Consider the following 14,202-nt stretch of genomic DNA (forward strand, 5'->3'; position numbering starts at 1 on the left):
GAACGGAGAGATCATGATCAGATCCAGGCTCCTGATGTCGGCCGGCGTCGCTCTGCTGGCCTCCACCGCGGTCGTCGCGGCGCTGCCCGCGGATGCCGCCGCGGCCGGCTGCTCGGTGAACTACGCGGTGTCCTCGCAGTGGCAGGGCGGGTTCAACGCCGACGTGGCGATCACCAATCTCGGCGACGCGGTCTCCGGCTGGACGCTGACCTGGTCGTACAGTTCCGGCCAGACCGTCGCGCAGGCGTGGAACGCGACGGTGACGCAGAGCGGCTCGGCGGTGACCGCCAAGAACGTGGCCTACAACGGCTCGATCGCGACCGGCGGGACGGTGTCGTTCGGGTTCACCGGCGCGTGGATCGGGGCCAACCCCGTACCGTCGAATTTTGCTCTGAATGGGGTCAATTGCACCGGCGGGACCGTGCCGTCGAGCCCGCCCCCGTCGTCCCCGTCCTCCTCGCCGTCGCCCACGACGTCCGGCGGCACGTGCCCGCTGCCGTCGAGCTACCGCTGGTCGTCGACCGGGGCGCTGGCCACCCCCAAGAACGGGTGGACCTCGCTCAAGGACTTCACCAACGTCGTCTACAACGGCAAGCACCTGGTGTACGCGTCGAACGTGGCCAACGGCTCGTACGGGTCGATGAATTTCGGCCTGTTCACCAACTGGTCCGACATGGCCTCGGCCAGCCAGAACGGTATGAGCCAGGGCACGGTGGCGCCCACGCTGCTGTATTTCGCGCCGAAGAACATCTGGGTGCTGGCCTACCAATGGGGTCCCACGGCGTTCAGCTACAAGACCTCCAGCGATCCGACCAACGCCAACGGCTGGTCGTCGGCGCAGACGCTGTTCACCGGCTCGATCACCGGTTCCGGCACCGGCGTGATCGACCAGACGCTGATCGGTGACGGTACGAACATGTACCTGTTCTTCGCCGGGGACAACGGCAAGATCTACCGGGCGAGCATGCCGATCGGGAACTTCCCGGGCAGCTTCGGCTCGTCCTACACGACGATCATGAGCGACTCGACCAACAACCTGTTCGAGGCGGTCGAGGTGTACAAGGTGCAGGGCCAGAACCAGTACCTGATGATCGTCGAGGCGATCGGCAGCCAGGGCCGCTACTTCCGGTCGTTCACGGCGACCAGTCTCAGTGGGTCCTGGACGCCGCAGGCGGCGACCGAGAGCAACCCGTTCGCGGGCAAGGCCAACAGCGGTGCGACCTGGACCAACGACATCAGCCACGGTGACCTGGTCCGCACCAACCCCGACCAGACCAAGACCGTGGACCCCTGCCACCTGCAACTGCTCTACCAGGGCAAGGATCCCAGCGCCGGCGGCGACTACAACAACCTGCCGTGGCGGCCGGGCCTGCTGACCCTGCAGCGGTAGGCCGCACCCTCAGATCATCCATCGGTGGGGAAGCCGGCCCGGTGCGCCTCGGGGACGAGAGCGCGCCGGGCCGGCATTTTTGTTTTCTTTCGTACGCCGCGAGATTTCCCGGATTCTGTTATGCCGGGCGATGATCGGTGGTCAGGCCGCTCTGCAATTCTCGGCATTCTCGCCGAAAGTTACGTAGTAACGTTTCACCGACCATGATTAGACGGTTGATTACTTCCATCAAGCTGCAGCTCAAGCCGCATATGAAGGCCATGATAGTTCCGGAACTCTTCCGGTACTACTTGTTTCGGCGTTGTTACCGTGCCAGCATCACTGCATTGAAGCCAGTCTTTACATGATGGCTCCGCGACTCCGCCGAATTCCTCCCCGCGCCTCGGGCGCGCGATGTTCGGCGGCCACCCGCGGGGCCGAGAGGGAGGCCTTGGTGGCAACCAGAACCCCATTCGGAACCACCCGCCGGAGAGCGCTGATCGCCGGCGCCGCCGCCCTGGTCGCGGCGTGCGGTGTCCTGCTGGTGGCGCCGGGCGCGAACGCCGCGGCGAGCACCCTGGGCGCCGCGGCCGCGCAGTCCGGCCGCTACTTCGGTACGGCGATCGCCGCGAGCCGGCTCAACGACTCGACCTACGCCACGATCGCCGGCCGCGAGTTCAACATGATCACCGCCGAGAACGAGATGAAGCCGGACGCGACCGAGCCCTCCCGGGGCCAGTTCAACTTCAGCGCCGGCGACCAGATCTACAACTGGGCGACCCAGCGCGGCCTCAAGGTCCGCGGCCACACCCTCGCCTGGCACTCCCAGCAGCCGAGTTGGTGGTCCGGGCTGAGCGGCAGCAGCCTGCGCCAGGCGATGATCGACCACATCAACGGCGTGATGGCCCACTACAAGGGCAAGCTCGCCGCCTGGGACGTGGTCAACGAGGCGTTCAACGAGGACGGCAGCCGCCGAAACTCCAACCTGCAGAACACCGGCAACGACTGGATCGAGGTGGCGTTCAGGACGGCCCGCAGCGCCGATCCGAACGTCCGGCTCTGCTACAACGACTACAACATCGAGAACTGGTCGTACGGCAAGACGCAGGGCGTCTACAACATGATCCGCGACTTCAAGTCCCGCGGCGTGCCGATCGACTGCGTGGGCCTGCAGACGCACTTCACCGGTGGCAGCTCGCTGCCCAGCAACTTCCAGACCACGCTGCAGAACTTCGCCGCCCTCGGCGTGGACGTGGCGCTCACCGAGGTCGACGTCACCAACGCGTCCACCTCGCAGTACTCCGGACTGACCCAGGCCTGCATGAACGTGTCCCGCTGCATTGGGATCACGGTCTGGGGCGTCCGGGACAGCGACTCGTGGCGCTCCGGCGAGAGCCCGCTGCTGTTCGACGGCAGCGGCAACAAGAAGGCCGCGTACACCTCGGTCCTCAACGCCCTGAACGCGGCCGGCCCGACCTCGCCGCCGCCGAGCGGCGGCACCGGTTCCCCGTCACCGTCGACCTCGGTCCCGCCGGCCGGTGGCGGCGGCCGGATCGTCGGCGCCCAGTCCGGCCGGTGCCTCGACGTGCCCAGCTCCTCGCAGACCAACGGCACCCGGGTCCAGCTCTACGACTGCAACGGCCAGAGCAACCAGACCTGGTCGCTCACGTCCGGCAAGCAGCTGATGGTGTACGGCAGCCGGTGCCTGGACGCGGCCGGCTCCGGCAACGGCTCGGCCGTGCAGATCTACACCTGCAACGGCCAGACCAACCAGCAGTGGAACGTGAACAGCAACGGCACCATCACCGGGGTCCAGTCCGGGCGCTGCCTGGACGTCTGGGGCACCGGCAACGGCCAGCAGGTCCAGCTCTACGACTGCAGTGGCCAGGCCAACCAGCGGTTCAGCCTGAGCTGAACCGGCCCCCGAGGAGGCGGCGCCGGGGCTCACGCCCCGGCGCCGCCGCACCTCACGAGGGATCGGCCCGGATCCGGCGGGCGAGCGCCGGGTCGAGCGGGTAGGGGCGCTCCGGGGACAGCAGCCGCTGGGCCTTGGCGACCTGCCCGGCCCGGACCAGGTCCGCGATCTTCCGCACGGCCGGGGTGAGATCGGTGAGGCCGGTCAGCCACTCGTCGGCGAAGGTGCGGATCAGCGTCCGTCCGATCCCGACCTGGATGCTGTAGTGGTTGAGCGCGGCGCCGCGCAACGACCGCTCCGGATCCCACTGCAGGTGCACGTCCGCCGCCTCGAACTGCCGGTTCCAGGCGGCGGACGAGCCGTACACGGTGGGGTCGGGCGCGGTCAGGACCGCCCGGGCGAGCGCCCGCTCCCACCCCGCGCGGGTGATCCGGACGGCGAGGATCCGCTCCTGGCCCGGCTTGCGGGCGCCGTTGCTGCGGTGCATCAGCCACCGCAGCGACGGCTTGATCCAGGTCATCCGGGTGAACGAGAACGGCGGCACGAACCGTCCGGCGGCCAGCGCGGCGTCCGCGACGGCCGCCGGGTACGCCTGGTAGACCACGATCGACGTGGCGTCGAAGTCGGCGCGGATCTGACGGATCATGGCCGGCAGTATCGCCGCGCCCGGCCCGGGCGGACCACGGGTTTTCCTACTTGCGCGGCTCCCCGGGCCCGCGGAACCGGTGCACCTCCTGCGGCCAGTCCAGCGCGACCGCGAGCCGCCCGGCCCAGTAGCGGGCCGTCTCGTCGTCGGGCACGTCCACGGCCGCGAAGCCGCCGAGGTGCTCCTTGGTCTCCACGTACGGCCCGTCGGTGAAGACCGGCTCGCCGTCGACCAGCTCGACCGAACAGATCGCCGTGTTCCGGTCGAGCGCGCCGTTGGAGAAGAGCAGCACCCCCTCGGCCACCATCTCGGCGATCACGGCCCGGCTGGCGACCCCCTTCGCGGCGAGCTGCTCGGCGGTGTGCTCGGGCACCCACTCGTCGTTGAAGGCGATCAGGTACTCGGTCATGGCTGTCTCCTCTGATCTTCGGGTGCGGCCGTCGCACACCCCTGCTACGAACGGCCCCACCTCGATCCGACAGGATCACCGGAAATTTGTCTCGCCCGATCCGACCGGATCACCGGAAATTTGTCGAGAACGACGCGCGGTCAGCCGGCGACCGCCGCTCGACCGGTTCGCCGGGCCTGGCGGATGGCCGCGGTCGCGCCGACGCCGGGGACCTGCCAGCGTTCGCGGGCGGTGGCGGCCACGGCGGTCGACGCGCCCGGCTCCTGCGGGCGGTGGGCGTACCCGTCGCGGACCACGCTGCGGTGCACGAACGCGTGCTGCGTCCACGGGATGAACTCCAGCAGCGGCGGGGTCTCGCTGAGGAACGTGCCGGCCAGGTGCTGGTGCACCTGCATCATGTCGCCGGCGTGCGGGACGACCCGCAGCCCGGCCGCCGCGGCGTGCCGGGCGATCTGCGTCCACTCGGTCACGCCGCCGACCCGGGTCACGTCGACCTGGATGACGCGCAGCGCGTCGGCGGCGATGAAGTTCGTGAACGCGTGGTAGGAGTACAGGCTCTCCCCGGCCGCGATGTCGACGCTCCCGGCCGTCTGCAGCCGCTGATGCGCGAGCACGTCGTCGGCGTGCACCGGCTCCTCGAACCAGTCCATCCCGGCCTCGGCCAGCACCGGCAGCATCCGGGTCGCGGTGTGCAGGTCCCAGCGCTGGTTCGCGTCGCACATCAGCGTGAGATCCGGGCCGACGGCCTGGCGGACGGCGCGGACCCGGGCCGCGTCCACCCGCCAGTCCGCCTTGCCGATCTTGACCTTGAGGCGTCGCCAGCCCTGGTCGGCGAGTGCGCCGAGGTCGCGGATCACCTCGTCGATGCCGAGGTTGAGCCATCCGCCGTCGGTGTTGTACGTCTCGATCGGGTCGGGCGCCCCGCCCAGCAGCCGCCACAGCGGCAGCCCGGCCCGCTGGGCGGCGAGGTCCCACAGCGCGATGTCGACCATCGACAGGGCCATGTGTACCGCGCCGGCCCGCCCGATCCAGTGGGTGGTCAGCCAGTAGAGCCGCTTCCAGGCGCCGACGATGTCCTCCGAGCCGGCCCCGAGCAGCACCGGCGCGTAATGGTTGTCGATCACCTGGGTCAGCAGCTCGGCACCGGTGTGCACGCCGGAGATCCCGGTGCCGACCCGGCCGTCGGCGGTGCGGATCTCCACCACCGGGACGGTCCAGGCGGTGAGCCGGGCGGTCGCGTCGGACAGGGGCCGGGGCAGGGGCACCGCCAGCGCGTACGTCTCGACCGAGGTGATCACCGCCCCGGGGTCGCCGCTCACTTGACGGTGTACCGGAGCACGTCGCTGCGCAGCACGTCGCCGGACACTTTCACCACCTTGACGGTGTGCCGGGTGTTCGTCAGCCCGGCGACCCGGACCACGGTCTGCTGGGTGGCGCGCACCGCCGCATGGGTGTCGACCCGCCGGGCGAGCTTGCCGTCGACGTAGACGTCGGCCAGCCCCTGGTCAGGGCCGGTCGCGGTGATCCAGTCGACCCCGGTGCCGGTGAACGTGTACGACACCGAGTCCCCGTTCCGGGTGGTCGCGTGCACGTCGTCGAGGGTGTCCCCGCGGAACCCGAAGTCCAGCCGGGTCGTGCCGAGCGGGAGGCCGGCCAGGTACGCCGAGCGCAGCGTCACCGTCGACCCGGACAGCGTGTAGTCGGTGCCCGGTGTCAACCCGGTGATGCCGGTGAGCTCGCTGCCCGCCCGCAGCAGCTTGACCTGCACGTCGGCCGGCGCCTTCCGGTCGAACGAGGCGGCCGGCGGGTCGAGCAGGCTCGGCTGCAGCACGTCGATCCGGTCGACCAGCAGGTACGACCCGGACTTCTTGACCGCCATCAGCGTGTGGCTGCCGTCGGTCAGGTTGTCCGCGGTGAACACGGTCTGCTGCGACAGCCGGGGCTGACCCGGTTCGCGGCCGGTGTTGACGGTCTTGACCAGCTGGCCGTCCAGGTAGATGTCGACGTTGCCCTGCGAGGTGTCCATCTCGGTCACGTACGAGACGCCGGTGCCGGTGAACGCGTACTGGAACGAGTCGCCGTCGCGCTCGGTGTAGTGCACGCCGTCGCCGAAGTCGCCGAGGCCCCGGCCGGTGCTCTGCGACCAGGTGCCGGCGTAGGCGATGCCCGGGTCGGTGTCGTCGTGGGTGATCGTGCGGACCGGGCCGGAGCTCGACGCCGGGGCCGGGCTGCCGGTGTCGGTGACGGTCAGCGCGAGCGGCTGCGTGGTGGCGGCGACCTCGGCGCCACCGTTGCGGGTCCACTCGCCGGTGTAGCCGACGCGCAGCGCGTCGTCGTTGACGGCGACCGTGGCGCCGGGCTGCGGCGTCACCTTCAGCAGGCGTACGCCGTGGATCGGCACCGTCGCGGCGGTGTACTTCCCGGTGAACCGGCCCAGGTCCGTTCGGGCCCACAGGTCGCGGACGGTGGCCGAGCCGGTCAGGCCGAGGTCCGCGAAGTTCGCGGTGACGTCCCGGTCGGTGCGACCGAGATTGAACAGGGCGACGGTGTACGAGCCGTCGTCGTTCAGCGCGTACCAGACCTGCTGCTGAGTGGCCGTCGACACCGGGCGGGCCGGCACCCCGGCCTGGTTGACCGCGATCACCTCCGGATTGGTGAGCAGGCTCAGGCCGTACGCGTCAAGGTTTGTCAGGTCGTTGCCGGTGTACATCGGCGCCGCCGAGACGGCCCACAGGGTCGTCGCGGCCTGCCGCTCGTCGCGGGTCATGCCGTCCATGCCGCCGTTGCCGACGTCGAGCGAGTCGAGGTCGTTCCACCCGCCGTCGCCGCCGTTGCGCCACCAGGTGGCCAGGCCGGGGAAGAGCCGGGCGACGTTCTGCCACTGGGTGAGCGCGTCGTTCGCGCAGTAGCACTCGACGTCCCAGTCGATGCGCCAGCCGTTGGCCTTGGACCGCCAGTAGTCGGCGTACTTCGGGTCGAGCGCCCAGGACAGCTCGAACCAGATCCGGTGCTTCTTGAGCGCGGCCGACCAGGCGGCCACGTCGTCGCGAGCGTCGAGCGAGAGGTCGCTGATCCCGGAGCCGGGCGTGACGCTGTCGAACTTGACGAAGTTGACGCCCCAGGCGGCGAACCGGTCGACGATCGAGTCGATGTACTTCTGCGAGCACGGGTTCGTGAAGTCGATCCGGTAGCCGATCTTCCAGTAGTCGGCCTGCTGGGTCGGCTGCTTGACGATGTCGTGGGTGGTGCAGCCGGGCGCGCCGGCGATCGGCAGGCTCGCCTCGTAGACCGCGGGGGAGACGCCCGGGATCATGTAGAGCCCGAACTTCTGGCCGTTCGCGTGCACGTGGTCGATGACCTTCTGCAGCCCCTGCGGGTACAGGGTGGCGCTGGGCTGGGGCCGGCCGTTGGCGTCCACGCCGTCGTTCCAGCCGGCGTCCACGTTGAGGTGGTCGTAGCCGTACTTCTGCAGCTTCTTGTGCATCGCGTCGGACTGCTTGATCAGCTGGTCGGCGGTGATCCACTTACCGTTGCCGGAGTAGACCTGCATGGAGTAGCTGCTCCAGCCCAGGTACGGCTTGGCCGCCCACGGGTCGGCGGTCGCCGCCGAGATCACCGAGGTGGCCGGAGCGGCCGGAGCGGCCGGCGTCGGCGGCGGGCTGGGCTTGGGGAGCGGGTCCAGCAGCAGCGCGACGCCGAGGACAGCGGCGGACGGAAGCCTCACAGAAAACCTCCTGAAGCCCACGAATGTGCTGGTGGAGAGCACAGGGTGCGCTGAGCCTAGGACCGCCGACTCACGGAAATCAATACTTGACGAAGGAAATTATTGAGCTTAGGTTTCGGCCATGTTTCCCGAGAACGGGTGGAAACAGGAGGCCTGATGTCGACCACCATGCAGCATCCGATATCGCCGCCGGCCGTGCGCGAGCCACCGGTGGCCCGGCGTGGCCGCTGGTCCCGCGCGCAGCAGGCCTGGCGCCAGCACTGGCAGCTCTACCTGTTGGTGATCGTCCCGATCGCGTACTTCGTGATCTTCAAATACGTCCCGATGACCTTCAACGTCATCGCGTTCAAGGACTACAGCCCGGTCCGCGGGCCGTGGGGCAGCGACTGGGTCGGGCTGCGCAACTTCCAGCTGCTGTTCGGCAACCCGGTCTTCGCCGAGCTGCTGAAGAACACCGTCATCCTGGCGTTCTACCTGGTCCTGGCGAGTTTCCCGATCCCGATCCTGCTGGCGCTGGCGCTCAACGAGATCCGCGTCGGGTGGTTCAAGCGCACCGTGCAGATGGTCACCTACGCGCCGTACTTCATCTCCACCGTGGTCGTGGTGTCGATGACGATCCTGGTGCTGTCGCCGCGGGCCGGGATCGTCAACGAGGGACTCGGGTTCTTCGGCGCCGACCCGGTCAACTTCCTCGGCGAGCCGGGCTGGTTCCGGCACATCTACGTGTGGACCGACGTCTGGCAGACGGCCGGCTACTCGGCGGTCATCTACATGGCGGCGCTGGCCGGGATCGACCCGGCGCTGCACGAGTCGGCGCGGATCGACGGGGCGAGCCGGTTGCAGCGGATCCGGCACATCGACCTGCCGGGCATCATGCCGACCGCGGTGATCATCCTGATCCTGGGCGTCGGCAACACGATGGCGATCGGGTTCGAGAAGACCTACCTGCTGCAGAACGACCTGAACCTCGGGGTCTCCGAGATCATCCCGACGTACGTCTACAAGACCGGCCTGCTCAACGCCGACTTCAGCATGGCCACCGCGGTCGGCCTGTTCAACTCGGTGGTCAACCTCGTGCTGCTGCTGGCGGTCAACGCCGTCGCCAAGCGGGTCACCGGGAACGGACTGTGGCGATGAGCGCGACGACCAAGGTCCGGGAATCGGCCGGCGACCGGCTGTTCATGATCGTCGTGACGCTGATGCTCGTGGTGGTGCTGCTGGTCGTGCTGGCGCCGATCGCCTTCATCGTCGCCAGTTCGCTCAGCAGCGCGGACGCGGTCAACGCGGGCCGGGTCAGCTTCTGGCCGGTGGACTTCTCGCTGCACGCGTACCACGTCGCGCTGAGCAACTCGCAGGTCCTGCGCGGCTACTACAACTCGCTGATCTACGCCGTGGCCGGCACCGCGATCAGCGTCACGCTGACCGTGGCCATCGCGTATCCGCTGTCCCGCAGGACGTTCTTCGGGCGCAACGTGATCATGACGCTGCTGATCTTCACGATGCTGTTCTCCGGCGGCCTGATCCCGACCTACATGGTGGTCCAGGACCTCGGGATGCTGAACACCCGCTGGGCGCTGCTGATCCCGAACGCGATCGGCGTCTGGCAGGTGATCATCGCCCGGACGTACTTCGCCACCTCGATCCCGGAGGAGCTGCACGAGGCGGCGATGCTGGACGGCGCGAGCGAGCTGCGCACCCTGCGCTCGGTGGTGCTGCCGCTGGCCAAGCCGCTGCTGGCGGTCCTCGCGCTGATGTACGCGATCTTCCAGTGGAACGCGTACTTCGACGCCCTGGTCTATCTCAAGGACACCGATCTGATGCCGCTGCAGATCGTGCTGCGCAACATGCTGCTCCTGAACTCGAACCGGGCCGGCGCCGCGGACCTGGCCCAGCAGATGCAGGCGCTGCAGCTGGCCAACGTCCTGCGCTACGCGCTGATCGTCGTCTCCAGCCTGCCGGTCCTGCTCCTCTACCCGTTCGTGGCCCGGCACTTCACCAAGGGCGTCCTGGTCGGCGCCGTCAAAGGTTGATCAACTCTCACGAATGGAATAGCCCATGAATCCCGGAAGGAAGATCGTCGCCGCCTCGGCCGTCGTCGCGCTGGCCGCGACCGGCTGCTCGTCCGGCGCCGAGGACAGCGCCCCGAAGGCCAAGATGGCCGGCGACAAGGTGATCATCTCGGTGATGTCGCCCGCCGACGCCGACACCAACCTGGACACCAACGCGGTCACCAAGGTGCTCAGCGACAAATTCAAGATCCAATTCCAGAGTACGACGATGGACGGCGGCCCGGCCAAGGAGAAGCGCCAGATCTCGCTGGCCAGCAACGACTACCCGGACCTGTTCCTGCTGATCCCGTGGGTCGACGGCTTCACCAAGGCCGAGGTGCAGAAGCTTGGCAAGCAGGGGGTGGCCGTCCCGCTCGACGACCTGATCAAGGAGAACGCGCCGAACATCCAGAAGGCGCTGGACGGCAACCCCACGCTCAAGGCGATGTCGGTCGCCCCGGACGGGCACATCTACGCGCTGCCGCAGTGGGCGGACTGCTTCCACTGCACCTACCCGGACAAGCTGTGGATGAACTCGGCCTGGCTGAAGAAGCTCGGCCTGCAGATGCCGAAGACCCCGGAAGAGCTGCGTACGGTGCTGAAGGCGTTCAAGACGCGGGATCCGAACGGCAACGGCAAGGCCGACGAGATCCCGATGACGACCGACGTCGGCGACAGCAGTCTGATCGCGTACCTGATGGGCGCCTTTGCCTTTGATCCTGTCGGTTCCAACAACGGCATCCGGTCGCTGTTGCAGCTCAACGGCGACAAGGTGGAGACCCCGGTGGACAAGCCCGCCTGGCGGGCCGGCCTGCAGTACATCAACTCGCTGTACAAGGACGGGCTGATCGACCCGGCATCGTTCACGCAGAATGCCGAGGCGCTGCAAGCGATCGGCAACAACCCCAAGGCCGTCCAGATCGGCTCCGCGCCGGTGCTGTGGCCCGGCATCTTCGTGCAGCTCGGGTCCAAGGACGGCCGGGACAAGCAGTACGACCCGGCGCCGCCGCTGACCGGCCCGGACGGCACCAGCTTCACCGGCTACAACAACCCGACCTCGACCGGTTACACGTTCATGCTGACCAACAAGTCCAGCACCGAGGCCCGGGTCGCCGCGATCAAGATGCTCGACTACATCTACACCGACGAGGGCCAGCTCAACACGTGGGGCGGTGCCGAGAACGTCGGCTGGACCAAGCCCGCCGCCGGTGACCTCGCGCTCGACCCGGCCGTCACCCCGATGTACAAGCCCAAGCCCGGCGCGGACGTCCCGAAGAACACCGGCTGGGGCTCGCTGGCCCAGTACAACAACACCCTGGCGTTCCGGAACGCGCAGGTCGTGCCGCAGGACATCTACGCCGAGAGCGGCCTGGAACGACGCCTGTACCAGGCGTCCAAGCTGTATGAGCCGCACGTCGACAAGGCCAAGGTCTACCCGGACGCGTCGATCTGGGGCGACCCGGCGGTGGCCGCCGAGCTGGCCACCCTGAAGACCAACCTGGACAGCTACGTCACCCAGGGTGAGCTGGCCTTCATCACCGGCTCGAAGAACATCGACACCGACTGGGACAGCTGGGTCGGCGGCCTGGACGGCGTCGGGATGAAGCGTTACCTCGACCTGAACCAGCAGGCGTACGACCGTTACAAGTCCGGCAAGTAACTCGCTTCACCCGGCCGGCCTGGACTCCAGGCCGGCCAGCACCAGCGTGATGACGCCGTCCGCGGCGGCCCGGCTGCCCGGCTGGTCGTAGGCGGCGCAGATGCCGTGCAGAGCCATCATCACCGAGCCGACCCCGACGTCGTCGCGGACCGTGCCGTCCGCGACCGCGTCGGCCAGCAGGCCGGCGATCGCCTCGGTCAGCGCCTGCCCGCCCTCGGCCAGCGCGCCGGCGTGCGTCGTCGCCAGCGTGGCCAGCGTGCGGGCCAGGCCCTGGTGCTCGTCGAGATAGCTGACGAACCCGCGCAGGAAGGCCCCCAGCGCCGCACTCGCCGGCCGGGTGGCCCGCAGGTCGCTCGCCCGGGCGCAGAGCGCGACCACCTCCTCCCGGTAGACCGCCTCGGCCAGCGCCTCCCGGGTGGGAAAGTGCCGGTAGAGCGTGCCGACACCGACCCCGGCCAGCTGGGCGAAGTCGTCGAAGCGCAGATCGAAGCCGCCCGTGGCGAAGACCTCCCGGGCCTTGGCGACCAGGGCGTCGCGGTTGCGCTGGGCGTCGGCGCGCAGCGGCTTGGCAGTGGTCACGCGGAGCCTCCCCGGTTGACAAACGGAAACAATCTCCATATTTTTTGAGAAGTGGAGATCGCCTCCAATTATAGGCCATGGGGAGCAGCATGAAGATCCTGATGTTCGGCCGGGGCGTGATCGCCACGATGTACGGGTGGGCCCTGGAGCGCGCCGGCCACGAGATCGAGTTCTACGTCCGGCCGGGGCGTGCCGAGCAGTACGGGCCGGCGATCGACCTCGACGTGCTCGACTCCCGGGAGCGGCTGCGGGGCCGGAACGTCACCGAGCGGTGGCCGGTGCGCTACCGCGAGACCCTGGACGCCGACCACGACTTCGACCTGATCGTGGTGAGCGTGCAGCACTACCACTTTCCCGAGGTGGTGGAGTTCCTGGCCCCACGCGTCGGCCGGGCCACCGTGCTGGTCTTCAACAACCTCTGGACCGAGCCGCGCGAGGCGGTCAGCGCCCTGCCCGCCGACCAGGTGGCCTGGGGTTTCCCCGGCGCAGGCGGGGGCTTCGACGACGCCGGGGTGCTGCACGGGTCGCTGCTGCCGATGGTCTTCTTCGGCACGCTCGGCGGGGCGCCGACCGCGCGGGAACAGGCCGTGCGGCAGGTGTTCCGCGGGGCCGGGTTCAAGTTCCGGGAGAACGACGACTTCCGGGGCTGGCTGTGGCTGCACTTCATCCAGAATGCGGGCATGCACACGCGCAGCCTGAAGCTGGGCTCGCTGGCCAAGGTGGCCGGGTCGCCGGCCGAGGCCCGCGAGGTGGTGCTGGCCATCCGCGAGCTGCTCCCGCTCGTCGCGGCCCGCGGCGTCGACCTGCGGCGGCACCGGGGCGACGTGCTGGCGGTGCAAGCGCCGGCGTGGCTGACCGGGCCCGCGATGGCCTGGCTGCTCGGCCACTTCGAGCCGGTGCGCCGGGTGCTGGAGGCGCACGCCAACCCCGAGGAGCTCCGGTCGGTCGGCCGCGACACCCTGGCCGAGGCGCGCCGCCTCGGCGTCGCGGTCCCGCGCCTGGCGGCGGCCGAGCCCCTGTTCGCCGACCCGGGTCGATAAGGACGGGCCGATGCCAGGAGATGCGGCGCGCGGTGGGCTGCGCGTTCGGCAGCTCGAAGGCGGCGCCCGGCCGGCAAAGGCGTTCACCAGCCGTGAGGACGTCCGGCCGGGCATGATCAGGCACGGCGACCAGGTGTGGCGGGCGTTCACGGCGCACGGGTTCACCTGGGGCGGGGACTGGACGTCACTCAAGGACCACCAACATTTCGAGACTCCCGTCTGACAGCGGAAGGTGTCACCATGCGAGCTGGGCGATGGACAGCCGTCGGCGTTGGTATTCCCGTTCTCATTTGCGGCGGTCTGGTGGTCGTGGTCAAAAAGCCTTTTTGGGACCAGGAAGCAGAGCTCAAGCGGATCTTCACGCACTCGGCGATACGCATGAAACTTGCCAGGAACGGGCGGCACGGAGATCTCACATGCCTCGGTTCCTGTCCATCAACTCGTGCCCTGCTCGACGCCGGTCCCAACACCTACCAGAATTTCGTTGATGCCGTGATGCCCATTCTGATCAGTCACGGCTACACCATGGAGCAACATTCTCCACCGGTCGACAACGGAGGCCGGATGGCCGCCGCGCCGATAGAGTGTTTCGCGCCCGGAGGGGCCAGTTCTCGTGACACATGGTGGCTGTGTGTATACAGCGCCCGCGGGCCAAGATTCAATCTGCGAGGCATGCTGGGGGCCTCGCCCTCGACCTTGCCTGACCCTACCTACAAATCGGACCGTGACCTCATCGCCGACCATCTACCAAGCCAGACCATATTGAGCCAGGCTGACATATCTATATCGCGCAACCAATAGCGGTTCCGCGG

General features: G+C 68.6%; 13 protein-coding genes. 8 read left to right on the forward strand and 5 right to left on the reverse strand.

Translation table 11 applies throughout. From position 1 onward, the window contains the following. Window positions 1–13: 13 nt before the first annotated feature. Both L3i22_RS24655 and L3i22_RS24660 read left to right on the forward strand, forming a co-directional pair. On the forward strand, window positions 14–1,390 hold the full coding sequence (locus L3i22_RS24655; RefSeq protein WP_221329314.1) for a non-reducing end alpha-L-arabinofuranosidase family hydrolase: 1,377 nt from the start codon (window positions 14–16) through the stop codon (window positions 1,388–1,390). Between the two features lie 433 nt (window positions 1,391–1,823). Continuing rightward, complete coding sequence (locus L3i22_RS24660; RefSeq protein ID WP_255658560.1) at window positions 1,824–3,284, forward strand: endo-1,4-beta-xylanase; 1,461 nt, start codon at window positions 1,824–1,826, stop codon at window positions 3,282–3,284. Between the two features lie 52 nt (window positions 3,285–3,336). On the opposite strand, the gene L3i22_RS24665 is transcribed toward L3i22_RS24660, so the two are convergent. From L3i22_RS24665 to L3i22_RS24680, 4 genes are all read right to left on the reverse strand, one after another. Continuing rightward, the gene (locus tag L3i22_RS24665) at window positions 3,337–3,930 is read right to left on the reverse strand and encodes a DUF4291 domain-containing protein (protein WP_221329316.1); all 594 of its coding nucleotides are present in this window, start codon (window positions 3,928–3,930) and stop codon (window positions 3,337–3,339) included. 46 nt (window positions 3,931–3,976) lie between these two features. Further along, entirely contained in the window at window positions 3,977–4,339 is a 363-nt protein-coding gene (locus L3i22_RS24670; RefSeq protein WP_221329317.1) for a YciI family protein, read from the reverse strand. 140 nt (window positions 4,340–4,479) lie between these two features. Next, a complete protein-coding gene (locus L3i22_RS24675; RefSeq protein WP_221329318.1) occupies window positions 4,480–5,658 on the reverse strand; it encodes a mandelate racemase/muconate lactonizing enzyme family protein in 1,179 nt (392 codons plus the stop codon). Next, window positions 5,655–8,063 (reverse strand): X2-like carbohydrate binding domain-containing protein, encoded by a 2,409-nt coding sequence (locus tag L3i22_RS24680; protein WP_255658561.1) that lies wholly within the window; start codon window positions 8,061–8,063, stop codon window positions 5,655–5,657. The genes L3i22_RS24675 and L3i22_RS24680 overlap by 4 nt, the downstream gene beginning before the upstream one ends. 156 nt (window positions 8,064–8,219) lie before the next feature. Between L3i22_RS24680 and L3i22_RS24685 the strand changes: the two genes are divergently transcribed. From L3i22_RS24685 to L3i22_RS24695, 3 genes are read left to right on the forward strand one after another with little or no spacing between them, the layout of a single operon-like run. Next, a complete protein-coding gene (locus L3i22_RS24685) occupies window positions 8,220–9,200 on the forward strand; it encodes a sugar ABC transporter permease (RefSeq protein ID WP_221329319.1) in 981 nt (326 codons plus the stop codon). Next, the gene (locus L3i22_RS24690; RefSeq protein ID WP_221329320.1) at window positions 9,197–10,093 is read left to right on the forward strand and encodes a carbohydrate ABC transporter permease; all 897 of its coding nucleotides are present in this window, start codon (window positions 9,197–9,199) and stop codon (window positions 10,091–10,093) included. Before L3i22_RS24685 ends, L3i22_RS24690 begins: the two co-directional genes overlap by 4 nt. Before the next feature lie 25 nt (window positions 10,094–10,118). After that, window positions 10,119–11,771 (forward strand): extracellular solute-binding protein, encoded by a 1,653-nt coding sequence (locus L3i22_RS24695; RefSeq protein WP_255658562.1) that lies wholly within the window; start codon window positions 10,119–10,121, stop codon window positions 11,769–11,771. A gap of 6 nt (window positions 11,772–11,777) precedes the next feature. Here the strand turns inward: L3i22_RS24695 and L3i22_RS24700 are convergent, their stop codons facing one another. Beyond that, a complete protein-coding gene (locus L3i22_RS24700; protein WP_221329321.1) occupies window positions 11,778–12,350 on the reverse strand; it encodes a TetR/AcrR family transcriptional regulator in 573 nt (190 codons plus the stop codon). An 89-nt stretch (window positions 12,351–12,439) separates the two neighbouring features. Here L3i22_RS24700 and L3i22_RS24705 point away from each other — a divergent pair, with 89 nt between their 5' ends. From L3i22_RS24705 to L3i22_RS24715, 3 genes are read left to right on the forward strand one after another with little or no spacing between them, the layout of a single operon-like run. Then, complete coding sequence (locus L3i22_RS24705; protein ID WP_221329322.1) at window positions 12,440–13,390, forward strand: ketopantoate reductase family protein; 951 nt, start codon at window positions 12,440–12,442, stop codon at window positions 13,388–13,390. A gap of 10 nt (window positions 13,391–13,400) precedes the next feature. Beyond that, window positions 13,401–13,613 (forward strand): M15 family metallopeptidase, encoded by a 213-nt coding sequence (locus L3i22_RS24710; RefSeq protein ID WP_221329323.1) that lies wholly within the window; start codon window positions 13,401–13,403, stop codon window positions 13,611–13,613. A 17-nt stretch (window positions 13,614–13,630) separates the two neighbouring features. Beyond that, window positions 13,631–14,191, forward strand: coding sequence for a hypothetical protein (locus L3i22_RS24715; RefSeq protein ID WP_221329324.1), 561 nt, complete (start codon window positions 13,631–13,633; stop codon window positions 14,189–14,191). Window positions 14,192–14,202: the final 11 nt, after the last annotated feature.

Source organism: Actinoplanes sp. L3-i22, assembly GCF_019704555.1.
Taxonomy (GTDB): Bacteria; Actinomycetota; Actinomycetes; order Mycobacteriales; family Micromonosporaceae; genus Actinoplanes.